The organism is Actinosynnema sp. NPDC050436 (genome assembly GCF_040655415.1).
Classification (GTDB): Bacteria; Actinomycetota; Actinomycetes; order Mycobacteriales; family Pseudonocardiaceae; genus Actinosynnema.
In genome coordinates this window covers 55,391-67,676 of record NZ_JBFAJV010000003.1, presented here as the reverse complement: position 1 = coordinate 67,676, position 12,286 = coordinate 55,391, and the positions used below count along the sequence as shown (strand labels likewise).

Genomic DNA, 12,286 nt, shown 5'->3' with positions numbered 1-12,286 from the left:
CCTCGCCTTCCTGCGCAACACGTGGCGCGGTCTGACCGCCATGCGCACCGCCCTGACCCTGCTGTTCCTGCTCGCCCTGGGCGCGATGCCGGGCGCGCTGCTGCCGCAGCGGTCGCTCAACCCGCAGAAGGTCACCGACTACATCGCGGAGAAGGGCTGGTGGGGCTCGTTCCTCGACCGGCTCCAGTTCTTCGACGTCTACGCCAGCTACTGGTTCTCCGCCGTCTACGTGCTGCTGTTCGTCTCGCTGATCGGCTGCCTGCTGCCGCGCACGTGGGAGTACGCCAAGCAGATGCGGGCCAAGCCCGTGCTCACCCCGCGCAACCTGTCCCGGATGCCGCACCACGCCTCCGCCACGAGCACCGCGTCACCCGAGGACGTGGTGGCGGCGGCGAAGCGGCGGCTGAGGGGCTGGCGGCTGGTCGAGCGGGAGGAGGGCGGCGGCGCGCGCACCGTCAGCGCCGAGCGCGGCTTCCTCCGCGAGACCGGCAACCTGGTGTTCCACTTCTCGCTGCTGGGCCTGCTGGTGGCGTTCGCGCTGGGCAAGATGTTCGGCTACGAGGGCCAGGTCATCGTCCAGTCGCAGGGCGGCCAGTTCTGCAACTCCGGCGTCTACAACTTCGACACCTTCCGGCCCGGCCTGCGCGTCGACGGCACCGGCCTCAACCAGTTCTGCGTCAAGGTCGACGACTTCCACGCCACCTACCTGCACACCGGGCAGGCGGAGACCTTCCGCGCCGACATCCAGTACCAGTCCGGCGACGACCTGGAGACCGGCACCTGGCGGCCGTACCCGCTCCGGGTCAACCACCCGCTGCGGACCGCCGGCGACCGCCTGTACCTGCTCGGCCACGGCTACACCCCGCTGTTCACGGTCACCTTCCCCGGCGGCGAGGTGCGCACCGGCTCGACCCAGTGGCGCCCGGTGAACGACGTGACGCTGGCCTCCGAGGGCGCGACCAAGTTCGACCCGCCCGGCGTGACCGACGACGAGCAGCGCCGCCGCAACCAGATCGCCATCACCGGCCTGCTCGCGCCCACCGCCGCGTTCCGGGGTCAGCTGCTCGACTCGGTGTTCCCCGAGGCGCGCGACCCGGCCGTGGCCGTCGACGTCTACCGGGGCGACCTGGGCCGGGACTCCGGGCGCGGCCAGTCGATCTTCACCGTCGACCAGGAGCAGGTGACCGACGGCAAGCTCGCCAAGGTCGCCCGGCAGAACCTGAAGGTCGGCGAGGAGGTCCGGCTCGACGACGGCACCACCATCCGCTTCGACGGCGTGCGCGACTGGGTCTCCCTCCAGGTCTCCCACGACCCCACCCAGACCTGGGTGCTGGCGTTCGCGGTGCTGGTCATCCTGGGTCTCGGGGTGTCGCTGACGGTGAAGCGCCGCCGGGTCTGGGTGCGGGCGACCCCCCAGGAGGACGGGCGTACGGTTGTCGAGGTCGGTGGCCTGGCGCGCACCGACCAGGCCGGGTACGGCGAGGAGTTCGGCTCCCTGTCCCGGGACCTGCTCAAGGAGGAGGGCTAGATGCCGGTCAACACGACGCTGGCCACGTTCAGCGACTGGACCTACGGCGCGGCGGTGGCGATCTACGTGATCGCGGCCGTGTTCTACCTGTGCGAGCAGGCTTTCGCCAAGAACACCGCCACGAGGAAGGCCGGCGAGCGCGAACTCGTCGGGGCCGGCCCCCAGGTCGCGGGCACCGGCGAGGACGGCGCGTGGCAGCCCGGCCTGGTGGTGCGCACCGAGCGATCGCGCGCCGAGAAGCTCGGGCGGATGGGCGTCGCGCTGACCCTGCTGGGCGCGCTGCTGCACGGCGGCTCCCTGGTGCTGCGCGGTCTGGCCACCGGGCGCGCGCCGTGGAGCAACATGTACGAGTACACGGCGCTGCTGACGTTCGCGGCGGTCGTGGGCTGGCTGGTCCTCGTCCGGATGTTCCCCGCGCGCAAGCTCGGCGGGTTCGTGCTGACCCCGATCGCGCTGCTGATGTTCCTCGGCGGGACCGTCCTCTACGCCGACGCGGCCCCCGTGCCGCCGCCGTTGCAGTCCTACTGGCTGGTCGTGCACGTCTCGGTGATCTCGGTGTCCAGCGGCCTGTTCCTGCTGCCGGGCGTGGCCAGCGTGCTCTACCTGCTGAAGTCCTCCGGCCGGGCGCGGTTCACCAAGCTGCCCGACGCCGACGTGCTGGACCGCCTGGCCTACCGCAGCACGGTGTTCGCGTTCCCGCTGTTCACGCTGGGCATCATCTGCGGCGCGATCTGGGCCGAGGCGGCCTGGGGCCGGTTCTGGGGCTGGGACCCCAAGGAGACGGTCTCGTTCGTGGCGTGGGTGGTCTACGCCGCGTACCTGCACGCCCGCGCGACGGCGGGCTGGCGCGGGCGGCCCGCCGCGTGGATCAACGCGCTGGGCTTCGCGCTGACCGTCTTCAACCTGTTCTTCGTCAACCTGGTCACGACCGGATTGCACTCCTACGCGGGTGTCAGTTAGACCCCTACCCAATGTCGTGGAACCGCTGCGCGCCGACTACCGTCGCAGACGTGAGGTCGGGGAGTGCTCGATCCGCTCTGCTCAGGGAGGACCCCAGCGGTGACCGGTCGCTACGAGAACCCTGAATCGTCGTGGCAGCCGCCCTCTGGCGGGGAGGGGCAGCCCAACCCGAACCAGTCCGGCGGTCACCCGGTCGAGCCCGGCGCGGCGGAACCCCGGTTCCCGGAGACGCCGCAGCCGGAGTCCCAGTACGTCGAACCGGCGACGATCACGTTCGACCCGGCGACGTCGGGCCCGGCGACGTCGGGCCCGGTGACCGGTCCGCCGTCCGGCGGCTTCCCGGCCCAGGGCACGCCGTCGGGCGCGTACCCGGTGGCGGGCCAGAGCGGTCCGCACCCGGCGGGCCCGCACCAGTCGGGCGCGTACCAGGTCGGCGGCCAGTCCGGCCCGTACCAGGTGGGCGGCCAGTACCAGCAGGGCCCGCACCAGTCCGGCGCGTATGCGGTGGCCGGCCAGAGCGGGCCGCACCAGTTCCAGGGCTCGTTCCCGAACAACTTCCCGCAGAGCGTCCAGCCCCAGCAGGCGCAGCAGGCGACCGCGCACGACGTGTCGTCGCAGCAGCTGATCAAGCGCGCGAAGCGACCACCGCAGTCCGGCTGGCGAAAGACCCTGCACGCGGTGACCGGCGGCCTGGTCAACCTGGGCGAGAGCCCGGCGGACGTGCGGCGGCGCGAGCTGATCGGGCGGATCAACCAGCCGCTGCGCGGGTGCTACAAGATCGCGATGCTCAGCCTCAAGGGCGGCGTCGGCAAGACCACGACGACCACCACCCTGGGGTCGACGTTCTCGTCGCTGCGCGGCGACCGGGTGATCGCGGTGGACGCCAACCCCGACCGGGGGACGCTCGCGCTCAAGGTGCCGAGGGAGACCACGGCTACCGTCCGGCACCTGCTGCGCGACGCCTCGCGGATCACCAAGTACAGCGACGTCCGCGCCTACACCTCGCAGTCGCCCAGCCGGCTGGAGATCCTGGCCTCCGAGCAGGACCCGGCGGTGTCCGAGGCGTTCAGCGACCAGGACTACCTGCGCACGGTGGCGCTGCTGGAGCTGTTCTACAACATCGTGCTGACCGACTGCGGCACCGGCCTGATGCACTCCGCGATGAAGGGCGTGCTGGACCAGGCGGACTCGCTGGTGCTGGTGTCGTCGGGTTCGGTGGACGGCGCGCAGACCTCGGCGGCGACGCTGGACTGGCTGGAGGCGCACGGCTACCGCGACCTGGTGGCCAAGTCGGTCGCGGTGATCAACTCGGTGCGGCCGGGGTCGGGCAAGGTCGACCTGGACAAGCTGGCCGCGCACTTCGCGCAGCGCTGCCGGGCGGTGGTGCGCATCCCGTTCGACGCGCACTTGGAGGAGGGCGCGGAGATCGAGCTGGACAAGCTCGGCCCGGAGACCCGGCTGGCGCTGCTGGAACTGGCCGCGACCGTCGCCGACGACTTCCCCAACAAGGTCACCTGAGCGGGGTCACCCGGGCGCGTCCGCGCGCGCCGACGCGACGAGGGGCCTCGCGGGAGGCCCCTCGGCAACTGCGCCCGTCACTCCTCGTCGGGGCGCTTCTTGCTCTGCTCACCCAGCTTGCGCAGGAACTCGGGATCGTCGTCCGGCGCGACGACGCGGCGGCCGGGGGCGGTCTCGACCCGGTCCGGCCCGAACGCGCGCCACAGCAGCACGGCGATCGTGAGCGCACCGATCAGCGCGAGCACGTAGAGCATGGTCGCCACCTCCTTTGCCACGACATTACCCGTGCCACCGAGGAGAACGGCGTCAGTGCCGCACCGGTTCGGTCGCCTCGGTGGTCAACTGGGACAGCAGGGCCTGCACCTCGGACTCGCGGAAGCGGCGGTGGCCGCCCGGTGTCCGGATGGAGCCGATGCGCCCGGCGGTGGCCCAGCGGGTCACGGTCTTGGGGTCGACGCGGAAGAGATTGGCCACTTCGCCCGGTGTGAGCAGCCGTTCCCCCTGGTGTCCCTGCGTCACGGTCACGGTCTTCCTCCCCGATGCCGAACAGACGTACCGGACGCATCGTGGCATCCCGACCTTCGGGTACTCGAACGCTTGGGTGATGGTAAAGAGGTAGTAAGGGACGAAGTGGGCGGTTCGGACATCGCGGTGGGTGGCCCTAGGCTAGGCCCGGTGGACGCACTCGATCGCCAGATCATCGCCGCCCTGCGGGCGAACGGCCGGGCCACCTACGCCGATCTGGGGCGCAAGGTGGGGCTGTCCGCCTCCGCCGTGCACGAGCGCGTGGGCAAGCTGGAGGCCACCGGGGTCATCGTCGGCTACCACGCCGTGGTCGACCCGAGCGCGGTCGGCCTGGGCGTGACGGCGCTGGTCAGCATCCACCCCACGGACACCGCCGACGACGACGAGCTGGCCGTGTCGCTGGGCGGGCTGATCGAGGTCGAGAGCTGCTACCGGGTGGCGGGCGACGAGTCGTTCATCGTCAAGGTCCGGGTGGCAACGGTGGACGACCTGGAGCGCTCGCTGGGCCGGCTGCGCCGCATCCCGGGCGTGGCCCGCACCCGCACCACGGTGGTCCTGTCGACCCGGTTCGAGGGCCGGCCGAACACCGAGGCCGGCGAGCCCGAGGGCAGCGCGTAGCCTGGGTAACCGTGCACCTGGGTCGTGATGTGACGTTGTACGTGTGCGCGCGGCTGGGCATGGTCGCCGCGGTCACGGCGGGGCTCGTGCTGCTCAACGTGCCGCTGCTGGTCGCCCTGGCGGTCGGCGTGGTGGTGGCGCTGCCGCTGTCGCTGTTCGTCTTCCGGGGCCTGCGCACGCGCGTGGCGCGGGGCCTGGAGGAGAAGCAGTCCGCCCGCCGCGCCGAGCGCGAGAAGCTGCGCTCCCAACTGCGCGGCGAGCCCGGCCAGTCAATCTGACCCGCCCCCGGCACCCGGACCGGCACTTCCGGCCCGGACCTCGGACGACCCGGTCTCAGACGACCAGCAGGACGACGCCGCCGAGGTTCGCCAGCAGCATCACCGCGAGCACCGCGCCGACGTTCGTGCTCTCCCGCAGCCGCAGGGCCAGGGCCAGGACACCGACCGGGAGCACCACCGGCCCCCTCCGGGTGTTGGCCACGCGCAGCGCGCCGAACGCGACGCCCAGCGGCGAGAGCCCCAGGTCACGCGCACCCAGCACGTCGGCACGCCACTGCTCGCGGTAGCGGTCGCGGTCGGCGCGCAGCAGCGCCGCCGCCCACGTGACCAGGACGAGTGCCAGGCGCGTCATCCCGCCACCTGCGGTCGGGTCTTCCCGGTGCTCCGGGTCGCGGTCCTGCGCGCGCACACCTTCACCGCCTCCTTGGCCCCGTCGGGGGTGAGCAGGTACATCCGGCGGCGGGGACCGCGCCGCTCGGCGTCGTCGTCCCACCCGGAGGTGACCCAGCCCGCCCGCTCCAGCCGGTCCAGCAGCGGGTAGACGCTGCCGGACGGGCGCCCGGTCAGCTTGATGATCTCCAGCCCCCAGCGGGGCCGGTCGCCGTCGAGCAGCACCTCCAGCACGTCGACGGTGGCCTTGCCGATGCGTTCCAGCGGTTCCACGGCGCTAATGCTACCTATGTAGATTAAGCCTGTCCACGGTCCCGTGCGCCGGCACGGCCAAGATCACCCAGGCCGCCGCAGCTCAGCGCGCGAACACCTCGGCGGCCTCGTCCGCCAGCCGCACGACCACCTCGGACAGCTCCAGCTCGTCGAGCCAGTGCCGGGGCAGCTCGTCCGCGCCGTCCCGCGCGCCCAGCAGGTTCCCGCACAGCGCGCCGGTCGAGTCGCTGTCCCCGGAGTGGTTGACCGCCAGCAGCAGCCCGTCGCCCAGGTCCCGCGCCGCCAGCGCGGTGAGCACCGCGATCGCCAGCGCCTCCTCGCCGACCCAGCCGCCGCCCAGCGCCGTCTCGATCACCTCCGGCGTCGGCCGCACCCCGCGCGTGCCCATCTCGGCGGCCAGGTCCAGCAGCACGAGCTGCTCCTCGTGGCCGTCCCAGCGCTGCAACTCCTCACGCGCCACCTCGATCGCCGAGGTCAGCTCCTCGCCGCGCCACAGCTGCTGCACCAGCACCGCCAGCACCCCGGCCGACAGGTAGCCGCTGGGGTGGCCGTGGGTGAGCGCGCCGGTCGCCGCCGCCAGCTCGAACACCTCGCCCGGCCGGTCCGACCACAGCGCCGCCGGCGCGGCGCGCATCACCGCGCCGCAGCCCTTCGAGTCGTTGATCGGCGACTCCACCGTGCCGAGCGCGCCCGAGCGCAGCGCGGTCAGGCACGTGTTGCCCGGCGCGCGGAGCTGGTGCAGCTCCGGCACGCCCAGCAGCCAGCCGTCCTCCGGCACCTCCGGCCCGCCCTGCGTGCGCAGCCAGCGCCCGTACGCGACCCGCACCTCGTGCACCGGGTCGCTGCCCCGGCGGCGGGCCAGGACCAGGCCCTCCAGCGTGAACAGGGTCATCTGGGTGTCGTCGGTGATCGCGCCGAGCCGGCCGTACGCGGGCGCGTAGTCGGTCAGCCCGGACGGGCCGAAGCGGCCCCGGATGCGGTCGATGCGGTCGAACTCGATCGACCCGCCGAGCGCGTCGCCGACCGCGCCCGCCAGCAGGCAGGCCCGCAGGGCGTCCCGCGCTGAAGTGCTCCCACGTGAGGTCACGTCGCAGAAGTTATCGTGCCGGCGTGACCATTTCGGTAGACCGATGTAGTTCGAGCACCAGGGAATGGGTGTGCGAAGCCGTCTCGATCATCGAGGCGGACGCCAACCGCAGCGCCGACACCCACCTGCTGCACTTCCCCCTCCCCCGAGAGTGGGGGATCGACCTCTACCTCAAGGACGAGTCGACCCACCCCACCGGATCGCTCAAGCACCGCCTGGCCAGGTCGCTGTTCCTGTACGCGATCTGCAACGGCTGGGTGGTCGGCGGCACGCCGGTGATCGAGGCGTCCTCCGGCTCCACGGCCGTGTCCGAGGCGTACTTCGCCCGGCTGCTCGGCCTGCCGTTCATCGCCGTGATGCCCCGCTCGACCAGCGGGGAGAAGGTGGCGCTGATCGAGCGCGAGGGCGGCAAGTGCCACTTCGTGGACGAGCCCGGCGCGATCTACGACGAGTCGCGCAGGCTCGCCGCCGACCTCGGCGGCCACTTCATGGACCAGTTCACCCACGCCGAGCGCGCCACCGACTGGCGCGGCAACAACAACATCGCCGAATCGGTGTTCCAGCAGATGTCCCACGAGTCCTCGCCGGAACCGGAGTGGATCGTGGTCGGTGCCGGCACCGGCGGCACCAGCGCCACCGTCGGCCGCTACATCCACTACCGCAAGCTGCGGTCGCGGCTGGCGGTAGTGGACCCGGAGTACTCGGTGTTCTTCGACGCGTGGCGCGACGGCGACCCCGGCCGGGTCGGCACGCGCGGCTCCCGGATCGAGGGCATCGGCCGCCCGCGCGTCGAGCCGTCGTTCGTCGGCCACGTCATCGACCGGATGATCAAGGTGCCGGACGCCGCGTCCGTCGCCACCATCCGGCACGTCGAGCACGTCCTCGGCCGCCGGGTCGGCGGGTCCACCGGGACCAACCTGTGGGGCGCGTTCCAGCTCATCGCGGAGATGCGGGCGTCCCACACGCGCGGCAGCGTCGTCACCCTCCTGTGCGATGGCGGCGAGCGCTACGCGAACACCTACTACGACGACGACTGGGTGGCCGGGCAGGGCATGGACCTCTCCGACCACCTCACGACCCTCACCCGGTTCCGCTCCACCGGGACTTGGTCGTAACAAATCCGAACCCGGGGGAACGCGGGCCGGGCGCAGCGCGTCGCAGCGTGGATCGCCAGTCGGAAGGGGTTGCCGTGGGCATGTGGCGGACCGCTGAGGTAGTGACCGCCGAGGACGTGCTGTCCAAGTCCGTGGCGGCTGCCGACCAGGCCGTGCGCGACGCCGCGAAACTCCGCTACCCGGCCCGTGAACCCTCGGCCGACGACGTGCGCCGGGTGATGCAGTTCGCCAAGTCGAACGACGCGTCACCCGAGCTCCAAGCGCTGCAGCGCCGGATCGCCGCGGGCTACCTGAGCTGGCGGCAGGTCCTGCTCGGCGAAGCCGCCGGGGACCGGGGCGTGCGCGCCGCCTTCGAGAAGGACCGCGACCGCCTGGCCGCCCTGTGCCGGGGCGAGGAGCCTCGCACCGCGCCGCCGAAGCCGAAGCGCCGGGACGACGACGAGCCGATGAGCTTCACCGAGGACGCCTGGTAGCGGTCCGGCTCAGGCCAGGAACAGGGGCACCGTCGTGGCGATCGCCCACACCAGCATCGCCAGCCCCGTGTGCTGGAGGACCGGGACCAGGTCACGGCCCTTGCTGCCCCTCATCACCCGCAGCACGCCGAGCGCCACCAGCGGCAGCGCGAGGAACCCGAGCAGGGCGAGGGGGACGCGCAGGCTGATCGCCAGCGTGATGACGAACGGGACGGTGACCAGCGCCAGGTAGAGGCGTCGGGAGTCCTTGTCGCCCAGGGTGGTGGCCAGGGTGCGCTTGCCCGCCTCGATGTCGGTCGGGATGTCGCGCAGGCTGTTGGCGATCATCACGCCGGTCGAGAACGCGCCCATGGCGACCGCCCCGCCGATGCCGATACCGGTGATCCCGCCGGCCTGGACGTAGAGCGTGCCCAGCACGGCGGCCGGGCCGAAGAAGACGAACACCGCCAGCTCGCCCAGCCCCGAGTACCCGTACGGCTTGCGCCCACCGGTGTAGAACCACGCCGCCGCGATGCACACCGCGCCGAACGCCACCATCCAGTACCGCCCGGACAGCACCACCAGCGCGAGCCCGGCCACGGCCGCCACGCCCAGCGCCGCGAACGCCGCCAGCCGCACCGCCTTCGGGTTCGCGGCACCGGACCCGACCAGGCGGAACGGGCCGACGCGGTGCTCGTCGGTTCCCCGGATGCCGTCGGAGTAGTCGTTGGCGTAGTTGACCCCCACCTGGAGCGCCACGGACACGACGAGCGCCAGCAGCGACCACGTCGAGTCGAACCCGTCGATGTGGTGCGCCGCGCCCGCGCCGACCAGGACGGGCGCGACGGAGTTCGGCAGGGTGCGGGGTCGGGCCCCCGAGATCCACTGGGCGACTGTGGCCATGCCGCCCATCCTCCGACATGGATCACCGGGACCCCCGACCGGGTTTCGGCTAACAGGCGGGCAGCTCCGGGACGCCGATGAGGTTCACCTTCGCCAGATACATGCCGGCGGCCACCCGCACCCACACGTCGGAGGTGCCCTGGGAGCCGGTGACCACCTCGCCGGTGATCCCGCACTCGGCCCTGACCTGCGCCTTGTCGACGGCGAGGCCGACCGGCGGCGCGGTGGTCGCGGGCCCGTCCCGGACCTCCAGCGGCAGCCCGCCCGAGGCCACGGTGCCCGCCGGGCCGGTCCCGGTCCACAGGTAGGTGACGGTCACCCAGGAGTTGTCGGTGAGCGCGAGCCCGTCCCAGAAGGTGCCGTCGGCGAGGTCGATGCCCGCCGGGTTGGCGACCTGCCGGCCGAACTGGTCCTTCCCGCCGTTGTAGGCGTCCTGGTGGGCGGCCTGCGCCTCGGGCTTGCCGTGGGGGAGGTCCTGCCACATCTCGCGGGTGTCCGCGAGGTTCCAGTGGTCGTCCCGGGTGTTCCACGGCCCGACGTCCCACACGGGGGCCCACTCGCAGCGACCGTTGGCGGCGCACACCTGGACGGTGTAGGTGCCGGTGTCCTTCGTGGCCAGTCCGCGCCGGGACGGCAGCGCCGCGAAGTGGTCGCGCTCGGTGATGACGTGCCCGTTGGCGGTGGTGCCGCCGACCAGTCCCTCCCGGGTGGCGAACACCCGGAACGAGTACCCGGAGGGCGGGATGCCGGCCGCCCGGCGCCCGGCCGGCTCACCCGGCGGTCGGGTGGTGGACGGCGTGAGCACCACCTCGTCCACGACCGGGCCACGGCCGACCTCCCGCTCACCGCTCGCGCCCGGCTCCTGTCCACCGCTCGGCCCCCTCCGGCCGTCGGGCCTGCGCTCACCGCTCGCGTCCTGCTCGGCAGCGGCGGTGAGGTGCAGTCGGGCCTGGACGGTGCGGACGGCGGGCAGGGCGGCGGGAGCGTCCGGGCGGGCTTCGACCCACTCCGTCCACTGGCCCCCGGCGAGCGCACCGCGCACGTCCACGGCGACCTCGGCACCCTCCGGGACGTGACCGCGCACGGCGGCGGCGACCGTGTCGGCGGGCGCGGCGAGGTCGTGCGGGGCGAGCAGGAGGTAGCCGCTGCGCTGCGCGGTGCGGGCGCTCGCCGGCCTCGGCGCGGAGCGGTCGAGCCGCACGCTGCCGCCGTCCGAGGTGACACCGACGTCGTCGGAATCCACAATGGACAGGTCGGCCCGCCACGCGCCCGCTTCGGCGGCCACCGCGCCGGGTGGCGACGCGGCGAACGTGCTGGTCAGGGCGGCGGCCACGGCCAGGGTGACCGGAAGGCGGCGTCTCGGCATCGCGGCACTCCTCGCCCGGACGGGCGAAGCGGAGGGCACCGCTACCGGGCCACCCGTACGGATTGGCCTGAAGCCAAGCGCGGTGATTGTTAGTTGTCAACCAACAATGCCGACTCTATGGGAAAAACTCACTCGAACGAGCGAGCCACCGCCCTCCGATCCACCTTCCCCGGCCCCCGGACCGGCAGTTCGGGCGCGAACGCGATCACGCTGGGCGTGGCGGACCGGCCCACGGCGTCCCGGACCGCTGCCTCCATGACGTCCACCTCGGGCGGCGCGTCGGGGTCGGGCACGACCACGGCCGCGACGGCCTGCCCCCACTCCGGGTCGGGCACGCCCACCACGCACACCTCGCGCACCCCCGGCACGGCCGCGAGCACCCGCTCGACCTCGGTCGGCGACACGTTCTCCCCGCCGCTGATGATCACGTCGTCCGCGCGCCCGAGCACCTCCAGTCGGCCGTCGTCGGCGACCCGGCCGAGGTCCCCGGTCCGGAACCACTCGCCGAAGGGATCGCCGTGCTGGTAGCCGAGCGCGAGCACGGGCCCGGCGAGTTCGATCCGGTGGTCGGCGGCGATGCGGACGCGGACGCCGTCGAGCGGGACGCCGTCGTAGACGCAGCCACCCGAGGTCTCGCTCATGCCGTAGGTGGTGACCACGCGGACACCGGCCTGACGTGCGCGGTCGAGCAGCGAGGGCGGCGCGGCGGCGCCGCCGATGAGGACGGCGTCGAACTCGCGGACCGCGGCGAGCCCGGGCCCGTCGGCCGCGACCAGGCGGGCGAGCTGGGTCGGGACGAGCGCGGTGTAGTGCGGGCCGGGCCGGGAGAGCAGGGGCCGCGCGGCGGCGGCGAACCCGGTCGCCCGGAACCCCGGGGCGAGGTCCATCAGGCAGGGCTCGCGCCCCGAGACGACGGACCGGACCAGCACCTGCAAGCCCGCGATGTGCGTGGTGGGCAGCGCGAGCAGCCAGGACCCGGGCCCGCCGAGCCGGTCGTGCGTGGCCTCGGCCGACGCGACGAGCGCGGCAGCGGACAGCAGCACGACCTTCGGCTCCCCGGACGAGCCGGAGGTGCCCACGGCAACCGCCGCGCCGGCCTCCCACCCGCGCAACACCCCCAACCCACGCCCACCAGGCAGAACCCCGGCCACCACCGGCACCCCGCCACCGCCGATGCCCTCACTCCTGATGCCCTTACCGCCGATGCCCTCACCCCTGGTGACCTCACCGCCGGTAACTTGGGGATCGACCGCGCCGGAACCGACCGGGCCGG

15 protein-coding genes are annotated in these 12,286 nt (G+C 73.0%); 7 read left to right on the top strand and 8 right to left on the bottom strand.

Annotated features, from left to right (window positions below; translation table 11 throughout):
- Positions 1-40 precede the first annotated feature (40 nt).
- The 3 genes from AB0I60_RS08590 (at position 41) to AB0I60_RS08580 (ending at position 4,006) form a co-directional block, all read left to right on the top strand.
- Positions 41-1,528, top strand: coding sequence for a cytochrome c biogenesis protein ResB (locus AB0I60_RS08590; RefSeq protein ID WP_360728483.1), 1,488 nt, complete (start codon positions 41-43; stop codon positions 1,526-1,528).
- Positions 1,529-2,488: a c-type cytochrome biogenesis protein CcsB gene (gene ccsB / locus AB0I60_RS08585; RefSeq protein WP_360726950.1), complete on the top strand. Its 960-nt coding sequence runs from the start codon at positions 1,529-1,531 to the stop codon at positions 2,486-2,488. It begins immediately after the preceding gene.
- 99 nt (positions 2,489-2,587) lie between these two features.
- Positions 2,588-4,006 carry an AAA family ATPase gene (locus AB0I60_RS08580; protein ID WP_360726948.1) on the top strand — a complete coding sequence of 473 codons (1,419 nt, stop codon included), beginning with the start codon at positions 2,588-2,590 and terminating at the stop codon, positions 4,004-4,006.
- Positions 4,007-4,083: 77 nt separating this feature from the next.
- On the opposite strand, the gene AB0I60_RS08575 is transcribed toward AB0I60_RS08580, so the two are convergent.
- A complete protein-coding gene (locus AB0I60_RS08575) occupies positions 4,084-4,281 on the bottom strand; it encodes a hypothetical protein (protein WP_360728577.1) in 198 nt (65 codons plus the stop codon).
- A 31-nt stretch (positions 4,282-4,312) separates the two neighbouring features.
- Positions 4,313-4,531, bottom strand: coding sequence for a BldC family transcriptional regulator (locus tag AB0I60_RS08570; RefSeq protein ID WP_231904860.1), 219 nt, complete (start codon positions 4,529-4,531; stop codon positions 4,313-4,315).
- 150 nt (positions 4,532-4,681) lie between these two features.
- Here AB0I60_RS08570 and AB0I60_RS08565 point away from each other — a divergent pair, with 150 nt between their 5' ends.
- Both AB0I60_RS08565 and AB0I60_RS08560 read left to right on the top strand, forming a co-directional pair.
- On the top strand, positions 4,682-5,149 hold the full coding sequence (locus AB0I60_RS08565; protein WP_360726947.1) for an Lrp/AsnC family transcriptional regulator: 468 nt from the start codon (positions 4,682-4,684) through the stop codon (positions 5,147-5,149).
- Positions 5,150-5,178: 29 nt separating this feature from the next.
- On the top strand, positions 5,179-5,427 hold the full coding sequence (locus tag AB0I60_RS08560) for a DUF4229 domain-containing protein (RefSeq protein ID WP_360726946.1): 249 nt from the start codon (positions 5,179-5,181) through the stop codon (positions 5,425-5,427).
- Between the two features lie 55 nt (positions 5,428-5,482).
- Here AB0I60_RS08560 and AB0I60_RS08555 read toward each other — a convergent pair whose 3' ends face one another.
- The 3 genes from AB0I60_RS08555 to AB0I60_RS08545 all read right to left on the bottom strand — a co-directional run bounded on the left by AB0I60_RS08555 (position 5,483) and on the right by AB0I60_RS08545 (position 7,177).
- The gene (locus tag AB0I60_RS08555; RefSeq protein WP_360726944.1) at positions 5,483-5,779 is read right to left on the bottom strand and encodes a hypothetical protein; all 297 of its coding nucleotides are present in this window, start codon (positions 5,777-5,779) and stop codon (positions 5,483-5,485) included.
- A complete protein-coding gene (locus AB0I60_RS08550) occupies positions 5,776-6,090 on the bottom strand; it encodes a PadR family transcriptional regulator (protein WP_360726943.1) in 315 nt (104 codons plus the stop codon). The genes AB0I60_RS08555 and AB0I60_RS08550 overlap by 4 nt, the downstream gene beginning before the upstream one ends.
- Positions 6,091-6,172: 82 nt before the next feature.
- Complete coding sequence (locus tag AB0I60_RS08545) at positions 6,173-7,177, bottom strand: ADP-ribosylglycohydrolase family protein (RefSeq protein WP_360726941.1); 1,005 nt, start codon at positions 7,175-7,177, stop codon at positions 6,173-6,175.
- Between the two features lie 23 nt (positions 7,178-7,200).
- On the opposite strand from AB0I60_RS08545, the gene AB0I60_RS08540 reads away from it, so the two are divergent.
- Together AB0I60_RS08540 and AB0I60_RS08535 are read left to right on the top strand one after the other, a co-directional pair.
- On the top strand, positions 7,201-8,292 hold the full coding sequence (locus AB0I60_RS08540; RefSeq protein WP_360726940.1) for a PLP-dependent cysteine synthase family protein: 1,092 nt from the start codon (positions 7,201-7,203) through the stop codon (positions 8,290-8,292).
- 101 nt (positions 8,293-8,393) lie between these two features.
- Complete coding sequence (locus tag AB0I60_RS08535; protein WP_360726939.1) at positions 8,394-8,765, top strand: hypothetical protein; 372 nt, start codon at positions 8,394-8,396, stop codon at positions 8,763-8,765.
- A gap of 9 nt (positions 8,766-8,774) precedes the next feature.
- Here the strand turns inward: AB0I60_RS08535 and AB0I60_RS08530 are convergent, their stop codons facing one another.
- The 3 genes from AB0I60_RS08530 to menE all read right to left on the bottom strand — a co-directional run bounded on the left by AB0I60_RS08530 (position 8,775) and on the right by menE (position 12,164).
- On the bottom strand, positions 8,775-9,647 hold the full coding sequence (locus tag AB0I60_RS08530) for a 1,4-dihydroxy-2-naphthoate polyprenyltransferase (protein ID WP_360726937.1): 873 nt from the start codon (positions 9,645-9,647) through the stop codon (positions 8,775-8,777).
- A 49-nt stretch (positions 9,648-9,696) separates the two neighbouring features.
- Positions 9,697-11,013, bottom strand: coding sequence for a hypothetical protein (locus tag AB0I60_RS08525; RefSeq protein ID WP_360726935.1), 1,317 nt, complete (start codon positions 11,011-11,013; stop codon positions 9,697-9,699).
- A gap of 128 nt (positions 11,014-11,141) precedes the next feature.
- Positions 11,142-12,164, bottom strand: coding sequence for an o-succinylbenzoate--CoA ligase (gene menE, locus AB0I60_RS08520; RefSeq protein WP_360726933.1), 1,023 nt, complete (start codon positions 12,162-12,164; stop codon positions 11,142-11,144).
- Positions 12,165-12,286: the final 122 nt, after the last annotated feature.